Source organism: Nocardioides antri, assembly GCF_008373765.1.
GTDB classification, from domain to species: Bacteria; Actinomycetota; Actinomycetes; order Propionibacteriales; family Nocardioidaceae; genus Nocardioides; species Nocardioides antri.
Genome location: NZ_VUJW01000002.1, coordinates 202104 through 218937, shown reverse-complemented (window position 1 = coordinate 218937; position 16834 = coordinate 202104). Strand labels below are relative to the sequence as shown.

The following is a 16834-nucleotide window of genomic DNA, read 5'->3' as shown; positions in this document are numbered from 1 at the left end:
CGGCCGTCGCATGCTAGCCGTCCCCTTTACCTTTGAGTAATGGGCGTTCCACCCTTACGCTCGTTACGTGACGGAGTCGCGACGAGGTCTGATCTTCGGCTTCGCGGCGTACGGACTGTGGGGCGCGTTCCCGCTCTACTTCCCGCTGCTCGAGCCGAGCGGGCCGGTCGAGATCCTGGCCCACCGGGTCTTCTGGTCGGCGCTGGTCATGGCGGTCCTGGTGGTGGTGCTCCGACGGCGAGCCGCCCTGCGGGACCTGCTCCGCGACCGTCGTACGACGCTGCTCCTCGTGCTCGCCGCAGCCACCATCACCGCGAACTGGGGCACCTACATCTACGGCGTGAACTCCGAGCGGGTGGTCGAGACGTCGCTCGGCTACTTCATCAACCCGCTCGTCACGGTGCTGATGGGCGTGGTGCTCCTCGGCGAGCGGCTGCGGGCGGTCCAGTGGACCGCGCTCGGCCTCGGGTTCGTCGCCGTCGCGGTGCTGACCTGGGACTACGGCCGGCCGCCGTGGGTGGCGCTCGTGCTCGCGTTCTCGTTCGGCACCTACGGCCTGGCGAAGAAGACGGCCGGCGTGGGCGCGATCGAGAGCCTGGCCGTCGAGACGGCGCTGATCGCCCCGTTCGCGCTGTGCTTCCTGGCGTGGCTGGGCAGCACCGGGGACGCGCGCTTCGCCTCTGAGGGCGTCGGCCACGTGCTGCTGCTGATGTCGACCGGCGTGGTCACGGCCATCCCGCTGCTGCTGTTCGGCGGCGCCGCGACGCGGATCACGATGACATCGCTGGGGCTGCTGCAGTACCTCGCGCCGATCCTGCAGTTCGCGCTCGGCATCACGGTTCTCGGCGAGCACATGCCGCCGGGCCGCTGGTTCGGCTTCGTGCTGGTCTGGCTGGCGCTGAGCGTGTTCACCTGGGACGCGATCCGCGAGCGCCGTCGCCAGCAGCTCGCGCTGGTGACCGAGGCAGCCGCGGTCTAGGCCGTGCGGGTGGCGACGACGTCGGCGAAGGTCTCCAGTGCGGAACGCACCGACCCCTCGGGCAGGACCGTCAGGAGCTGCTTGGCCTCCTGGGCACGGGCGACGACGTAGGCGCGCGCCTCGTCCATCGCGGGGTGCTTGCGGAGGAGGTCCAGCACCTCGGCGTGGAGGGCGTCGTCGTCGAGGTCGAGCGACAGCAGCTCCAGGAGCCGGGCGTCCGCGGGGTCCGTGGAGGCCTTGGCCATCAGCACCGGCAGCGTCGGCACCCCCTCGCGGAGGTCGGTGCCCGGCGTCTTCCCCGACTCGGCGGAGTCGGAGGCGATGTCGAGGATGTCGTCGGAGAGCTGGAAGGCGGTGCCGACGAGCTCGCCGTACTCCGTCAGCGCCGCGACCACCTCGGGCGACGCCCCGCCGAAGAGCGCGCCGTAGCGGGCCGACGTGGCGATGAGCGAGCCGGTCTTGCCGGCGACGACCTCGAGGTAGTGCGCGAGCGGGTCCTCGCCGGGGCCAGGCTCGACCGTCTCGAGGATCTGGCCCTCGACCAGCCGGGTGAAGGTCTCCGCCTGGATCCGCACCGCCTCGGGGCCCAGCGCGGCCGTGAGCTCGGACGACTTCGCGAACAGCCAGTCGCCGGTGAGGATCGCGACCAGGTTGTCGTAGCGCGAGTTGGCGGAGTCGGAGCCGCGGCGCAGCGCGGCCTCATCCATGACGTCGTCGTGGTAGAGCGAGCCGACGTGGGTGATCTCGACGACGCACGCCGCCGTCCGCACCTCCTCGGCGTCCGGACGGTCGCCCGCCTCGGCGGCGAGCAGCACCAGCAGCGGCCGGAACCGCTTCCCGCCGGCAGCGAGGAGATGGCGCGCCGCTTCGGTGACGTACGGCGCACGGCTGCTCGCGTGCTCGAAGAGTGCGGTCTCGACCGCCGCCATCCGCTCGCGCAGGCGGGCGGCCAGCGCGTCGTCGACGATCGGGAGGGCCAGCTCGGCCGGGCTGGGCCCGGCCGACGGATCAGTGCTCACCTGATGAAGTCTCCCGCACCCACCACGAGATCGAGCACCGGCCCTGGCACAACGCCGAGGACGACCGTCGCCGCGAGGCACACCGCGATCGTGCCGACGGTGAGCAGCGAGGCGTCGCTCACGGCGACCGTCCCGTCCGGGTCGGGGTCGCTGAAGAACATCAGGCGGATGTGGCGGATGTAGAAGTACACCGCGATGATGCTCGACGCGATCGCGACCAGCACCACCGGCCAGAACCCGGCGGACATGGCCGAGGTGAACACCGCCCACTTGCCGACGAAGCCGGACGTGAGCGGGATCCCGGCCATCGACAGCAGGAAGAACGCGAAGGCGCCGGCGACCAGCGGAGAGCGCTTGCCGAGACCCGCCCAGGCGGCGTTGCCGGTGGCCTCACCGCCGGCGTCGCGCACCACCGTGACCAGCGCGAAGGCGCCGACCGACGCGAAGCCGTAGGTCGTGAGGTAGAAGAGCACGCCCTCGAGCGAGGAGTACTGGCCCTCGGCGAGGTCTCCCACGCCCTGCGCACCGATCAGACCGGTCAGCAGGAAGCCGGTGTGCGCGACCGCGGAGTAGGCGAGCATCCGCTTCACGTCGGTCTGCACGACGGCGAGCACCGCACCGAGCAGCATCGTCGCGATCGCGATCACCGACAGCATCGGCTGCCAGCTCCAGCGCTCGGCGCCGAACGCGACGTAGAAGAGCCGCAGGAGCGCACCGAACGCCGCGACCTTGGTGGCCGCCGACATGAACGCGGTCACCGCGGTGGGGGCACCCTGGTAGACGTCGGGGGTCCAGGCCTGGAACGGCGCGGCGCCGACCTTGAACAGCAGGCCGACCGCGAGGAGCGCGATGCCGGCGAGCAGGAGTCCCTGGTCCGCCGTGCCCGCGCGGACGGCCTGGTCGATGCCCGCGAAGGACATCGTGCCGGCGTAGCCGTAGACGAGCGCGGCGCCGTACAGGAAGAAGCCGGAGGAGAACGCGCCGAGCAGGAAGTACTTGAGCGCCGCCTCCTGGCTGAGCAGCCGCCGGCGGCGGGCGAGGCCGCAGAGCAGGTAGAGCGGCAGCGACAGCACCTCGAGCGCGACGAACATCGTGAGCAGGTCGCCGGACGCCGGGAAGAGCAGCATGCCGCCGATCGCGAACAGCAGCAGCGGGTAGACCTCGGTGTGGTCGAGGCCCTTGGTCGCCGCGAGGCGCTCGGCCTCGGTGCCGGGGAGGGCCGCCGCCTGGCCGGCGAACGCAGACAGGCCGCCCTCCAGCCGGCGCTCGGCGAACAGACCGGTGCCGAGGATGCCGAAGACCAGCAGCAGACCCCACAGGTAGACGGTCGGGCCGTCGACGATGACGCTGCCCTCGGCTCCGACGAGGCCACGCGCGGCACCGTCGGCGTGCTCCTCGAGGTCGGTGGCGACCCAGATGGTGGCGGCGAGCGCGGCGACGAGGCCGGCCAGCGTCACCAGCAGCTGGGGGACCCGGCGCCGGTCGCGCGGCAGGAACGCCTCGACGAGGACGCCCAGGCACGCGGTGCCGAAGACGATGAGCAGCGGGAGCAGCTCGAAGTACTCGATGGTCGGCTTGCTGAACTCGGGCATCAGTGCGCCTCCTCCGCCTCGTCGTGGACCTCACCGGGCGGTACGTCGGGACTGTCGTCCTCGACGCCGACGTGCGCCAGCAGGTCGTCGGTGACCGGGTTGGCGACGTCGAGCAGGGGCGTCGGGTAGAAGCCGAACAGGACCAGCGCCAGCATCAGCGGCGCGACGGCCCCGATCTCGCGGATGCTCAGGTCGGGCGTCGCCTCGACGTCGACCGGGGTGCGGCCGGTCATGGTGCGTTCGTACATCCACAGGACGTAGATCGCGGCCAGCACGATGCCGGTGACGGCGATCGCGCCGACCCACCACGCGTAGTCGAAGGCCGACACCAGGACCAGGAACTCCGACACGAACGGGCTGAGCCCGGGCAGGCCGAGGGTCGCGAGGCCGGCGACGAGGAACAGGCCGGCGAGGACCGGCGTGGCCTTCTCGAGCCCGCCCATCTCGCTGATCAGCGTCGTGCCGCGCCTGTGCAGGATGTAGCCGGCGATGAGGAACAGCGCGGCGGTGCCGATGCCGTGGTTGACCATGTAGAGGATCGCGCCGGAGCCGCCCTGGCTGGTCATCGCGAAGATGCCGAGCGTGATGAAGCCGAAGTGGCTGAGCGACGTCAGGCCGATCAGGCGGAGGACGTCGTCCTGCCCGATCGCCACGAGGGCGCCGTACACGATCGAGATCAGGGCCAGCGCGATCACGACCGGCGTCGCCCACTCCGAGGCCTCGGGGAAGATCCCGAGGCAGAACCGGAGCATGCCGAAGGTGCCGATCTTGTCGAGCACGCAGACCAGCAGGACCGAGGTGCCCGGGGTCGCCTTCTCGGTGGTGTCGGCCAGCCAGGTGTGGAGGGGGAACAGCGGCGCTTTGATCGCGAACGCGATGAAGAAGCCGATGAACAGCCAGCGGCCCTCCTGGGTGCCGATGTCGACCGCCGCCAGGTCGGTGAGGAGGTACGACGGCTCGCCCTCCTCGGCCGCCACGACGTAGAGCCCGATGACCGACGCCAGCAGGATCAGGCCGCCCGCGAGCTGGAACATCAGGAACTTCATCGCAGCCGCGCCGCGGCCCGCGCGGCCGAAGCCGCCGATCAGGAAGTACGCCGGGATCAGCGTCGCCTCGAAGACGACGTAGAAGAGGAACACGTCGGTCGCGCAGAAGACGGCGAGCGACAGCGCCTCGAGAGCCAGGGTCCACGCGACGAACGAGCGGGCACCACTGCCGCCGGCGTCGTCGGCGAGGAACCACTCGGCCGCGAGCACCAGCGGCACCAGCGCGACCGTCAGCAGGACCATCAGCAGGCCGAGGCCGTCGAGCCCGAGCGCGTAGTGGACGCCGAACGCGTCGATCCAGGTGTAGGTCTCCTCGAGCTGGAAGCCGCCGTCGACCTCGTAGGACACCGCCGCCACGACGGCGACGACCAGCGTCGCCGCGGCCACGGCCATGCCGAGCAGCTTGCTCAGGGTCGCCGGTGCGACGGCGACGACGATCGCGCCGACCAGCGGGAGCCAGATGAGAGTGGACAACATCAGAGGTTCACCGCCACCAGGGTCAGGACGAGGATGAGGGCGCCCCCGAGCACGGACAGCGCGTAGGACCGGACGTATCCGGTCTGCAGCCGACGGAGCCCCTGTCCGACGCCGCGGACGGTGAACGAGCCGCCGGTGAAGGTGCCGTCCACGACACTGCGGTCGGCGGCGACCAGGCCGGTCACCAGGTGACCGCCGGGCCGGACGACGAGCCCGTCGTTGATCGCGTCGCCGTACAGGTCCGCACGGGCGGCCTTGGTGACGAAGGAGACGTCGCGCGGGGCCTCGCGGGGAACGTCCCGCCGCTGGACGAAGAACCAGGCCAGTGCCACACCGATGCCGACCACGACGACGACGAGCAGCGTGATCACGATCGCGGGCAGCGGAGGCTCCTCGTGCTCGACGTGGCCGACGACCGGGCTGAGGAAGTCGACGATCCAGTCGCCGGCGAGCATCACGCCACCGAGGACCGAGAGCGCCGCGAGCACGATCAGCGGGACGGTCATCACTGCGGGCGACTCGTGCGGGTGGACGTCGTCGGCCCAGCGCTTCTTCGTGAAGAACGTCAGCAGCATCAGGCGCGTCATGTAGAAGCCGGTGATGCCCGCGCCGAGGAGGGCGCAGAGACCGACCAGGAGGTTCTCAGTCAGGGCGACCTCGATGATCTTGTCCTTGGAGAAGAACCCGGAGAACCCGGGGAACCCGATGATCGCGAGGTAGCCCATCGCGAACGTCAGGAAGGTCACCGGCAGCATCTTCTGCAGGCCGCCGTAGTGGCGCATGTCGACGTCGTCGTCCATCGCGTGCATGACCGAGCCCGCGCCCAGGAACATGTTGGCCTTGAAGAACCCGTGGGTCAGCAGGTGGAAGATCGCGAAGGCGTAGCCCGCCACACCGAGGCCGGCGCCGAGCATCATGTAGCCGATCTGGCTCATCGTCGACCCGGCGAGCGCCTTCTTGATGTCGTCCTTGGCGCAGCCGAGGATCGCACCCCACAGGAGCGTGACCGTCGCGACGATCACGACCGCGGTCTGCGCTGTCGGCGCCAGCTCGAAGACGAAGTTCGAGCGCGCGATCAGGTAGACGCCGGCGGTCACCATGGTGGCCGCGTGGATCAGCGCCGACACCGGGGTCGGACCCTCCATCGCGTCGAGCAGCCAGGCCTGGAGCGGCACCTGCGCCGACTTGCCGCACGCACCGAGCAGGAGGAGCACACCGAGCCAGGTGAGCGTGGTCTCCGAGGCGCCGGCGGCGTTCTCGCTGATCACGCTGAAGCTGGTGGAGCCGAACGTGACGAAGAACAGGAAGATCGCGAGCGCCATCCCCATGTCGCCGACGCGGTTGATGACGAACGCCTTCTTGGCGGCCGCGGCGGCGGAGGGCTTGTGCTGCCAGAACCCGATGAGGAGGTACGACGCCAGGCCGACCCCCTCCCAGCCCAGGAACAGTCCGAGGTAGTTCTCCGACAGCACCAGCATCAGCATCGCGGCGACGAACAGGTTGAGGTAGCCGAAGAACCGGCGCCGGCGCGGGTCGTGCGCCATGTAGCCGATGGAGTAGACGTGGATGAGCGACCCGACGCCGGTGATCAGCAGCAGGAACATCGCCGACAGCGGGTCGTAGAGCAGGTCCATGCCGACGTCGAGGCCGCCGACCTGGATCCAGTCGTAGAGGTGCTGGGCGACCTGCCGGTCGTCCTCGTCACGCCCGAGGACGCTGAAGAAGCACATCAGGCTGATGACGAACGAGCCGATCGGCAGCGCAGCGCCGAGGTAGTGGCCCCACTTGTCGGCGTACCTGCCGCCGAGCAGGAGCACCACGGCGCCGAGGAGCGGCAGCGCGATGATCAGCCAGAGCAGGGAGAAGACGCCGTCGGCCTCGGTCGGGGCTACCACCGGGACGTGGTGCTCCGCCTCCGCGGCAGCGGTCAGCAGCAGGTGAGAACTCATCGGCCCCTCAGAACTTCAGCAGGCTGGCGTCGTCGACGGAAGCCGACCGACGGGTCCGGAAGATGGTCATGATGATCGCGAGCCCGACCACGACCTCGGCCGCGGCGACCACCATCACGAAGAAGGCAGCGATCTGGCCGTCGAGGTTGCCGTGCTGGCGGGCGAACGCGACGAACGCCAGGTTGCAGGCGTTGAGCATGAGCTCCACGCACATGAACACGACGATCGCGTTGCGGCGGGTGAGGACCCCGATCGACCCGATCGTGAACAGGATCGCGGAGAGGACGACGTACGGCGTGAGGCTCATCTGTGGTCGCTCATTTCTTGCCTCGCACACCGTGGTCGCCGTTTGGCTCGGCGGAGTCTTCCTCGGAGGAGGCTGTGGCGCTGGCCTTGCCGGACGTCTCGGGCTTGTGGGCGGCGTCCTGGCCCAGCTGGGCGGTGACCTCGTCGACGTCGTCGGCGAGCGCGTCCGCGGCGCGGACCGTGCCGCGCGCGGCGAGCACCCGGGAGACGGACGCCGGCGCCGGGCTGCCGTCGGGCAGCAGCGCCGGGGTGTCGACCGCGTTGTGCCGGGCGTAGACGCCGGGCGGGGGCAGCGGACCGAGGTGGACCCCCTTCTCGCTGAAGTCGCGCACCCGCTTCGCCGCGAGCTCGGCCTGGTGCGTCTTCGGCGTGAGCCGCTCGCGGTGCGCGAGCACCATCGCGCCGACCGCGGCCGTGATCAGCAGGGCGCTGGTCACCTCGAACGCGAAGACGTAGCGCGAGAACAGCACGTTGGCGAGCGCCTTGACATTGCCGCCGGTGTTGGCCTCGTCGAGGCCCACGGCCGTGCCGAACGAGATCTGGGTCAGCCCGACGACCATCACGACCGCGAACACCATCCCGGTCAGCCAGGCCAGCGCACGCTGGCCCTTGATGGTCTCGACGAGCGAGTCCGAGGCGTCGACGCCGACCAGCATCAGCACGAACAGGAACAGCATGAGGATCGCGCCGGTGTAGACGATGATCTGCACGGCGAAGAGGAACGGCGCCTCGAGGACCGCGTAGAGGATCGCGAGGCTGATCATCACGACTGCGAGGAGCAGCGCTGCGTGCACGGCCTTGCGCACGAAGAGGATGCCGAGGGCGGCCAGCACCATGACCGGCGCCAGGATCCAGAAGGCGGTCACCGGTGCTCCTCCCCCGTCGGCTCCTGGGCGGCCCGCGACGCCTGCGGTCGGTCACCGGCGTCGACGGCCACGGCAGCGCTCTCGCCGCGGTAGTAGGCCCCCTCGTCGCCGAGCCGCATCGGGTGCGGCGGCTGCTCCATCCCCGGCAGCAGCGGCGCGAGCAGGTCCGACTTCTCGTAGATGAGGTCGGCGCGGTTGTCGTCGGCCAGCTCGTACTCGTTGGTCATCGTGAGCGCCCGGGTCGGGCACGCCTCGATGCAGAGGCCGCAGAGGATGCAGCGCAGGTAGTTGATCTGGTAGACGCGGCCGTAGCGCTCGCCCGGCGAGAACCGCCCGGACGGAACCGGGTTGCCGTCGACGTCGACCGTGGGCTCGTCGCTGTTCTGCGCGCCCTCGACGTAGATCGCGTCCGCCGGGCAGGCCCAGGCACACAGCTCGCAGCCGACGCACTTCTCCAGTCCGTCCGGCCAGCGGTTGAGCTGGTGGCGGCCGTGGAACCGCGGCGCGGTGGGGAGCTTCTCCTTGGGGTACTGCTCGGTGACGACCTTGCGGAACATGGTCCGGAAGGTCACGCCGAAGCCGGCGACCGGGTCCCAGAACTGCTCCTTGAGGGACGGGGTCCCCTGGTCCTTGTCAGCCATCGCGCGCCTCCGTGCGGTCGGTGGTGGCAGAAGTCGTGGTGGTGACACGTTCGACAGGCTCAGTGACCCCCTCGTCGTTCGCGAAGACGAGCGGACGGGCAGCACCCTGCACCGCGCCGCCGGTCGGCATGGGCGGGACCGGGAAGCCGCCGCTTCGCGGCGTGGCGCTCCGGGTCGTCTCGCTGTCGTCCTTCCGGCGCTCGGGGATGAGGGACACCAGCAGCACCACCCCGACCCCGATGCCGATGGCGATCAGCAGGTTCCGTCCGTCGAAGTCGATCTCCTCGCGGGCGACCCGCATCGTGGCGACCGCGATGATCCACCCCAGGGAGATCGGGATCAGGAGCTTCCAGCCGAACGCCATGAACTGGTCGTAGCGCAGTCGCGGCAGCGAGCCGCGCAGCCAGATGAAGATGAAGATGAAGAACAGCACCTTGCCGAAGAACCAGAGCACCGGCCAGTAGTCCTGGTTGGCGCCGGGCCACACCTCGTCGATCCAGAACGGCGCGTGCCAGCCGCCGAGGAAGAGCGTGGTCGCGAGCGCGGATACGGTCGCCATGTTGATGTACTCGGCGAGGAAGAACAGGGCGAACTTCAGCGAGGAGTACTCCGTGTGGAAGCCGCCGACCAGCTCGCCCTCGGCCTCCGGGAGGTCGAACGGCGCGCGGTTGGTCTCGCCGACCATCGCGATCGTGTAGATCACGAACGACGGGAACAGGATCAGGCCGAACCAGAAGTCGTCCTGCGCCGCCACGATCTCGCTGGTCGACATCGAGCCGGCGTACATGAAGACCGAGACCAGGGCGAGGCCCATCGCGACCTCGTAGGAGATCATCTGGGCGCTCGAGCGCAGGCCGCCGAGCAGGGAGTACGTGGAGCCGCTGGACCACCCGGCCAGCACGATGCCGTAGATGCCGATCGACGCGATCGCCATCACGAACAGGACCGCGACCGGCATGTCGGTGAGCTGGAGCGGTGTCCGCTCGCCGAAGAAGTTCACCTCGGGGCCGAACGGGATCACGGCGAAGGTGACGAAGGCCGGGATCACCGCGATGACGGGCGCGAGGATGAAGACGAACTTGTCGGCGGCCTTCGGCGTCAGGTCCTCCTTGAGCGCGAGCTTCACGCCGTCGGCCAGCGACTGCAGCAGGCCGAACGGCCCGTGCACGTTGGGTCCGATCCGGTGCTGCATCCGGGCGACGACCCGGCGCTCCCACCAGATGTTGAAGAGGGTGAGCAGCACCAGCACGACGAAGATCAGCAGCGTCTTGAGGCCGATGACCCACCACTCGTCGTGGCCGAACGCGGGCAGCTCCCTCGTGGGGTCGGCCGCCATCGGCGTCAGGTACGCAGACAGGGCACTCATGCCTGTCCTCCCTCCACTCGCACGCGACTGCCGGGTGAGGCGAGGTCGCTGAGCACTCCGGCGCCGAACGAGTTCGCCGGCACCCACACGACGCCGGCGACCAGGTCGCCGGCGACCACGGCCGGCAGGGTCACCGACCCGCGGTCACCGGTGATCGTCACGGTCGGACCGCACGAGGCGTAGACGTCCTGGGTCACCAGGGCGACGGGAACCCGGGCGGTGGCCCGGAGGTACTTGTCGCCGTCCTGCATCCGCCCGTTGTCGATGGACTGCTTCCAGGTGGCGAGGACGAGGCCGTCCGAGCCGTCGCTGGTTGAGGTGCGAGGAGCGCCAGCGACGAGCCTCGAAGCCTCCGACGGACCCGCCCCGTCCCACGGGCCCAGCTGCGCCATCTCGGCGCGAACCTCGGGCACCGTGCGGAAGCCGAGCGGCGTGCCCATCTCCTCCGCGATGCCGGCCAGGATCCGCAGGTCCGGGAGCGAGGAGGGGTTGCTGAGAGCCGCCTCGAACGGCCGCACCCGGCCCTCCCAGTTGACGAAGGTGCCGGCCTTGTCGGTGACCGGCGCGACCGGCAGCACGACGTCGGCGGCGCGGGTGACCTCGGTCTCCCGGAGGTCGAGGGCGACCACGAAGCCGGCGGCCTCGATGGCCGCGCGGGTCGCGGCCGGGTCGGAGGTGTCGGCCGGGTCGACCCCGCCGACGAGCAGTCCGCCCAGCTCACCGGCGACGAGCGCGGCCACGATGGCGTCGGCGTCGCGGCCCTCGGCCTCGGGAAGCGCGTCGACGCCCCACGCCGTCGCCACGTCGACCCGGGCACCGGGGTCGGCCACCGGACGACCGCCGGGCAGCAGGTTGGGCAGGCACCCCGCCTCGACCGCGCCGCGGTCACCGGCACGGCGCGGCACCCAGGCCAGCCGGGCACCGGACGACGCTGCGAGGTCGGCGACGGCCGTGAGCGCGCCGGGCACGGTGGCGAGGCGCTCCCCGGCCAGGACCACCGTGGTGCCGTCGAGGTCCGCGGCGAGGCCGGCCAGCACAGCCGGCTCGTCGCCCGGGACGGTCGGCACGAGACGGGCGTCGAGCTTCCTGAGGCCACGCGAGGTGTACGGCGCGACCGCGATCACCTCGGTGCCACCGGCCCGGACGCTCTTGCGGAGGCGCAGCCAGATCGCGCCGGCCTCGTCCTCGGGCTCCAGCCCGACGAGCACGACCTTCGTGGCCGACTCGAGGTCGGCGTACGAGACCGGGGCAAGGCGGCCGGTGGTCGCCGAGTCGGTACCGATCACAGTCCCGGCGACGTTGGCAGCGAGGAACGCAGCCTCCTCGGCGGACAGCGGACGGGCACGGAAGTCGATGTCGTTGGTGCCGAGCCCGACCCGGGCCAGCTTGCTGTAGGCGTAGGCGTCCTCGGCGGTCAGCCGGCCACCGGTCAGCACACCGACACCGCCGGCGGTCTTCGCGGCAGTCAGCCCCCGGGCCGCGACGGCGAACGCCTCCGGCCACGAGGCCGGGCGCAGCGCGCCGTCGTCTCCCCGCACCCGGGGGTAGGTGATCCGGTCGTCGCCCTGGGCGTACGCGAACGCGAAGCGGTCCTTGTCGGTGATCCACTCCTCGTTGACCGCGGGGTCGTCAGCGGCCAGCCGGCGCATCACCTTGCCGCGCCGGTGGTCGACCCGGATCGCGGACCCGCACGCGTCGTGCTCGGCGACACCCGGGCTGGAGACCAGGTCGAACGGGCGGGACCGGAAGCGGTAGGTCTCCGAGGTGAGCGCGCCCACCGGGCAGATCTGGATGACGTTGCCGGAGAAGTACGACAGGAACGGCGCGTCCTCGGCGATGCCGATCTGCTGCTCCGCGCCGCGCTCCACGAGCGCGATGAACGGGTCACCGGCGATCTCGTCGGCGAACCGGGTGCAGCGCTGGCAGACGATGCAGCGCTCGCGGTCGAGCAGCACGATCGGCGACAGGTTGATCGGCTTGGGGAAGGTGCGCTTGACGTTGCCGGCAAAGCGCGAGTCGCCCCGGCCGTTCGACATCGCCTGGTTCTGCAGCGGGCACTCGCCGCCCTTGTCGCAGACGGGGCAGTCGAGCGGGTGGTTGATGAGCAGGAACTCCATGACGCCCTGCTGCGCCTTGTCGGCGACCCGGCTGGTGACCTGCGTGTTGACGACCATGCCCTCGGCGACCGGCAGCGTGCAGGAGGCCTGCGGCTTGGGGAAGCCGCGGCCGTTGCCGGCATCGGGGACGTCGACCAGGCACTGGCGGCAGGCGCCGACCGGCGCCAGCAGCGGGTGGTCGCAGAACCGCGGGATCTGGACGCCGACCTGCTCCGCCGCCCGGATCACCAGGGTGTCCTTGGGCACGGCGACCTGGATGCCGTCGATCGTCACGTTGACGAGGTCGGTGGCCTTCTCCACACCGCCCTCGTCGGTCCCTGAGCCTGTCGAAGGAGTCGAGACGGTCATGCCGGCACCTCCTGCCCGGCCCACGCGGTCGACCGGGCAGGGTCGAAGGGGCACCCGCCCTGGGTGAGGTGGGCGAGGTACTCGTCGCGGAAGAACTTGATCGAGCTCGAGATCGGGCTGGTCGCGCCGTCGCCGAGCGCGCAGAACGAGCGGCCGAGGATGTTGTCGCACTGGTCGAGCAGCAGGTCGAGGTCGGCCTCGCTGCCGTGCCCCTTCTCGAGCCGGGCGAGGGTCTGCACCAGCCACCAGGTGCCCTCACGGCACGGCGTGCACTTGCCGCACGACTCGTGCTTGTAGAACTCCGTCCACCGCAGCACGGCGCGTACGACGCACACGGTGTCGTCGAAGATCTGCAGCGCCCGGGTGCCGAGCATCGAGCCGGCGGCTCCGACCGCCTCGAAGTCGAGCGGGACGTCGAGGTGCTCGGCCGTCAGCAGCGGGGTGCTGGACCCGCCGGGCGTCCAGAACTTCAGGTCGTGGCCCTCGCGGATGCCGCCGGCGAGGTCGAGGAGCTCGCGAAGCGTGATGCCGAGCGGCGCTTCGTACTGCCCCGGCTTCTGCACGTGGCCGGAGAGGGAGAAGATGCCGTAGCCCTTGGACTTCTCGGTGCCCATGGAGGCGAACCACTTCGCGCCGTTCGCGACGATGCTCGGCACCGAGGCGATCGACTCGACGTTGTTGATCACGGTCGGGCTCGCGTAGAGGCCGGCGACGGCGGGGAACGGCGGGCGGAGCCGCGGCTGGCCGCGGCGGCCCTCGAGGCCCTCGAGCAGGGCGGTCTCCTCGCCGCAGATGTAGGCGCCGGCACCCGCGTGGACGACGACGTCGAGGTCGAAGCCCGACCCGTGGATGTCCTTGCCGAGGTGGCCGGCGGCGTACGCCTCGGCCACGGCCGCCTGCACCCGGCGGATGACGTGGAGGACCTCACCGCGGATGTAGATGAACGCCTTGTTGGCGCGGATGGCGTAGGAGCTGATGATGACGCCCTCGACGAGCACGTGGGGGTTGGCCATCATCAGCGGGATGTCCTTGCAGGTGCCCGGCTCGGACTCGTCGGCGTTGACGACGAGGTACTTCGGCTTCGGGTTGTCCTGCGGGATGAAGGACCACTTCATGCCGGTCGGGAAGCCGGCGCCGCCACGGCCCCGGAGGCCGGAGTCCTTGACGGCGTTGATCACCTCGTCCTGGCTCATCGCGAACGCCTTGTCCAGCGCCTGGTAGCCGCCCTTGGCCTCGTAGGCCGGCAGCGTCCACGAGCGCTCGACGTCCCACATGTCGGTGAGCACGGGGGTCAGCACCGAGTCCTGGGTCGTCACTGCGCCTCCTCCTTCTCGGCCGCGGGCTCACCGGCGCCGCTGGTCTCCTCGACCGTCTCGGACTCGGCGCGCGAGGTGTCGGCCTCGGCGACCGCCTCCTCCTTCGACGGGGCGGTTTCGACCTCGGCCGGCGCCGGAGCGTCGGGGGCGGTCCAGCCGCGCTCCCGGGCGATCTCCAGGCCGACCAGGCTGGCCGGCCCCGCAGCGGGGCCTTCGTCGACGCGGCCGTCCGGGAAGCCCGCGAGGACCCGCTCGGCCTCGCGCCAGGTGCAGAGGCGGGGGCCGCGGGTGGAGCGGACGTCGTGACCGGCCCGCAGCGCCTCGACCATCTGGACAGCGCCCTGGGGGGTCTGGTTGTCCATGAACTCCCAGTTGACCATCACGACCGGGGCGTAGTCGCAGGCCGCGTTGCACTCGACGTGCTCGAGGCTCACGGAGTACTGGTCGCCCTGACGCTTCTCGGCCACCTCGTCGTTGCCGATCTCGAGGTGCTCCTTGAGCCGGGAGAAGATCTCGTCGCCGCCCATGACCGCGCACAGGGTGTTGGTGCAGACGCCGACGTGGAAGTCGCCGACGGCGTGCCGCTTGTACATCGTGTAGAACGTCGCGACCCCGCTGACGTCCGCGGCGGACGTGCCGAGGATCTCCGCGCAGGCCTCGATGGCCTCGGGCGTGACCTTGCCCTGCACGGACTGCGTGAGGTGGAGCATCGGCAGCAGGCCGGACCGCTTCTCCGGGTAGCGGCCGGCGATCTCGCGCAGCTCGGCGAGCGTCTTGTCGTCCAGCGTCACCTGTCGACGCCTCCCATCACCGGGTCGATGCTGGCGATCGCGACGATGACGTCGGCGATCATGCTGCCCTCGCTCATCACGCCCATGGCCTGCAGGTTGTTGAAGGACGGGTCGCGGAAGTGGGCGCGGAAGGGCCGGGTGCCGCCGTCGGAGACGACGTGGGCGCCCAGCTCGCCGCGCGGGGACTCCACCGGCACGTAGGCCTGGCCGGGCGGCACCCGGAAGCCCTCGGTGACCAGCTTGAAGTGGTGGATCAGCGCCTCCATGGACTCGCCCATGATCGTGCGGATGTGGTCGAGGCTGTTGCCCATGCCGTCGCTGCCGATCGCGAGCTGGCTCGGCCAGGCGATCTTCTTGTCGGCGATCATGACCGGCTCGCCCTCCATCCGTGCGAGGCGGTCGGCGGCCTGCTCGATGATCTTGAGCGACTCCCACATCTCGTTGAGGCGCACCCGGAACCGGCCGTACGAGTCGCTGGTGTCCCAGGTCTGCACGTCGAAGTCGTAGGTCTCGTAGCCGCTGTACGGCGACGTCTTGCGCAGGTCCCACGGGTAGCCCGTGCTCCGCAGGACCGGGCCGGTGAGGCCGAGCGCGAGGCAGCCCTCGAGGTCGAGGTGGCCGACACCCTCCAGGCGCGCCTTGAAGATCGGGTTGGCGTTGCAGAGCGCGGCGTACTCCGGCAGCCGCTTCTTCATCAGCGCGACGAAGCCGCGGATCTCCTCCAGCGCCCCGACCGGGAGGTCCTGGGCGACGCCGCCGGGGCGGATGAACGCGTGGTTCATCCGCAGGCCCGTGATCAGCTCGAACAGGTCGAGGACCAGCTCCCGCTCGCGGAAGCCGATCGTCATCACCGTGAGGGCGCCGATCTCCATGCCGCCGGTCGCGATGCAGACCAGGTGGGAGGAGATCCGGTTGAGCTCCATGAGCAGGACCCGCATGACCTGGGCCTTCTCGGGGACCCCATCAGGACCGTCCTCGATGCCAAGAAGTCTTTCGACGCCGAGGGCGTAGGTCATCTCGTTGAAGAACGGGCTGAGGTAGTCCATCCGGGTGCAGAACGTGGTGCCCTGCACCCAGGAGCGGTACTCCATGTTCTTCTCGATGCCGGTGTGGAGGTAGCCGATGCCGCAGCGGGCCTCGGTGACCGTCTCGCCCTCGAGCTCGAGGATCAGCCGGAGCACGCCGTGGGTGGACGGGTGCTGCGGGCCCATGTTGACGACGATCCGCTCGTAGGCATCACCGCCGTCGCCGTCGTTCTCGTCCTTGAGGCCGGAGGCGATCTCGTCCCAGTCCTGGCCCGAGACGGTGAACACTCTGTCAGCGCGCGCGTCCCTGGTCTCCGAAGAGCCGGCGTAGACGTCCTCGTGGCTGGTCGAGCTTGTCGAGACCATCAGCTGTAGCTCCTCCGCTGGTCCGGGGGTGGGATCGTGCCGCCCTTGTACTCGACCGGGATGCCGCCGAGCGGGTAGTCCTTGCGCTGGGGGTGGCCCGGCCAGTCGTCGGGCATCAGGATCCGGGTCAGTGCCGGGTGACCGTCGAAGACCAGGCCGAACATGTCGAACGCCTCGCGCTCGTGCCAGTCGACGGCCGGGTAGACGCCGCACAGCGACGGCAGGTGCGGGTCGGCGTCGGGGACGCTGACCTCGACCCGGATCCGCCGGTTGTAGGTCATCGACAGGAAGCTGTAGACCGCGTGCAGCTCGCGCCCGGTGTCGCCGGGGTAGTGCACGCCGCTGACGCCCGCGCACAGCTCGAACCGCAGGCTCGGGTCGTCGCGGAGCAGCTTCGCGGCGGCGACCAGGTTGTCCGGCGCGATGTGGAAGGTGATCTCGCCCCGGTGGATGACGACCGACTCGATGAGCGGGTCGAGGCCGTCGGCGACGATGTCGAACCAGCCGCCGTAGGGACGCTCCGTGGCCGCGGGGTAGACGACAGGGGCGACGAGTCCGCCGTACCCGCTGGTGTCACCGGTGCCCGTGACGCCGAACATGCCGTGGCGCTCGCCGATCTTGCGCACCTCG

At 70.4% G+C, this 16834-nt stretch carries 14 protein-coding genes; 1 reads left to right on the top strand and 13 read right to left on the bottom strand.

The features are described 5' to 3' along the window. Window positions 1–67: 67 nt before the first annotated feature. Entirely contained in the window at window positions 68–979 is a 912-nt protein-coding gene (gene rarD, locus F0U47_RS05460) for an EamA family transporter RarD (protein WP_223162662.1), read from the top strand. Here the strand turns inward: rarD and F0U47_RS05455 are convergent. Genes F0U47_RS05455 through F0U47_RS05395 form a run of 13 tightly spaced genes read right to left on the bottom strand, consistent with a single transcriptional unit; the run spans window position 976 to window position 16803 of the window. Beyond that, window positions 976–1998, bottom strand: coding sequence for a polyprenyl synthetase family protein (locus tag F0U47_RS05455; protein ID WP_246159472.1), 1023 nt, complete (start codon window positions 1996–1998; stop codon window positions 976–978). The genes rarD and F0U47_RS05455 overlap by 4 nt on opposite strands. Next, on the bottom strand, window positions 1995–3590 hold the full coding sequence (gene nuoN, locus F0U47_RS05450) for an NADH-quinone oxidoreductase subunit NuoN (RefSeq protein WP_149749310.1): 1596 nt from the start codon (window positions 3588–3590) through the stop codon (window positions 1995–1997). Before nuoN ends, F0U47_RS05455 begins: the two co-directional genes overlap by 4 nt. After that, window positions 3590–5113, bottom strand: coding sequence for an NADH-quinone oxidoreductase subunit M (locus F0U47_RS05445; protein WP_149749309.1), 1524 nt, complete (start codon window positions 5111–5113; stop codon window positions 3590–3592). The genes nuoN and F0U47_RS05445 overlap by 1 nt, the downstream gene beginning before the upstream one ends. Next, a complete protein-coding gene (gene nuoL, locus F0U47_RS05440; RefSeq protein WP_149749308.1) occupies window positions 5113–7062 on the bottom strand; it encodes an NADH-quinone oxidoreductase subunit L in 1950 nt (649 codons plus the stop codon). The genes F0U47_RS05445 and nuoL overlap by 1 nt, the downstream gene beginning before the upstream one ends. A 7-nt stretch (window positions 7063–7069) precedes the next feature. Then, complete coding sequence (gene nuoK, locus F0U47_RS05435) at window positions 7070–7369, bottom strand: NADH-quinone oxidoreductase subunit NuoK (RefSeq protein ID WP_149749307.1); 300 nt, start codon at window positions 7367–7369, stop codon at window positions 7070–7072. Between the two features lie 10 nt (window positions 7370–7379). Continuing rightward, complete coding sequence (locus F0U47_RS05430) at window positions 7380–8234, bottom strand: NADH-quinone oxidoreductase subunit J (protein WP_149749306.1); 855 nt, start codon at window positions 8232–8234, stop codon at window positions 7380–7382. Continuing rightward, window positions 8231–8875, bottom strand: a complete 645-nt coding sequence (gene nuoI / locus F0U47_RS05425) for an NADH-quinone oxidoreductase subunit NuoI (RefSeq protein WP_246159471.1) — start codon at window positions 8873–8875, stop codon at window positions 8231–8233. The genes F0U47_RS05430 and nuoI overlap by 4 nt, the downstream gene beginning before the upstream one ends. Then, window positions 8868–10241 carry an NADH-quinone oxidoreductase subunit NuoH gene (gene nuoH, locus F0U47_RS05420; RefSeq protein WP_149749305.1) on the bottom strand — a complete coding sequence of 458 codons (1374 nt, stop codon included), beginning with the start codon at window positions 10239–10241 and terminating at the stop codon, window positions 8868–8870. The genes nuoI and nuoH overlap by 8 nt, the downstream gene beginning before the upstream one ends. Further along, window positions 10238–12706 (bottom strand): NADH-quinone oxidoreductase subunit G, encoded by a 2469-nt coding sequence (locus F0U47_RS05415; protein WP_149749304.1) that lies wholly within the window; start codon window positions 12704–12706, stop codon window positions 10238–10240. Before F0U47_RS05415 ends, nuoH begins: the two co-directional genes overlap by 4 nt. After that, entirely contained in the window at window positions 12703–13980 is a 1278-nt protein-coding gene (nuoF, locus tag F0U47_RS05410) for an NADH-quinone oxidoreductase subunit NuoF (RefSeq protein ID WP_149749455.1), read from the bottom strand. Before nuoF ends, F0U47_RS05415 begins: the two co-directional genes overlap by 4 nt. Window positions 13981–14018: 38 nt before the next feature. Further along, window positions 14019–14813 carry an NADH-quinone oxidoreductase subunit NuoE gene (gene nuoE / locus F0U47_RS05405; RefSeq protein WP_149749303.1) on the bottom strand — a complete coding sequence of 265 codons (795 nt, stop codon included), beginning with the start codon at window positions 14811–14813 and terminating at the stop codon, window positions 14019–14021. Continuing rightward, window positions 14810–16204, bottom strand: coding sequence for an NADH-quinone oxidoreductase subunit D (locus tag F0U47_RS05400; RefSeq protein WP_149749302.1), 1395 nt, complete (start codon window positions 16202–16204; stop codon window positions 14810–14812). The genes nuoE and F0U47_RS05400 overlap by 4 nt, the downstream gene beginning before the upstream one ends. After that, the gene (locus tag F0U47_RS05395) at window positions 16204–16803 is read right to left on the bottom strand and encodes an NADH-quinone oxidoreductase subunit C (RefSeq protein WP_246159485.1); all 600 of its coding nucleotides are present in this window, start codon (window positions 16801–16803) and stop codon (window positions 16204–16206) included. Before F0U47_RS05395 ends, F0U47_RS05400 begins: the two co-directional genes overlap by 1 nt. Between the last annotated feature and the right edge of the window lie 31 nt (window positions 16804–16834).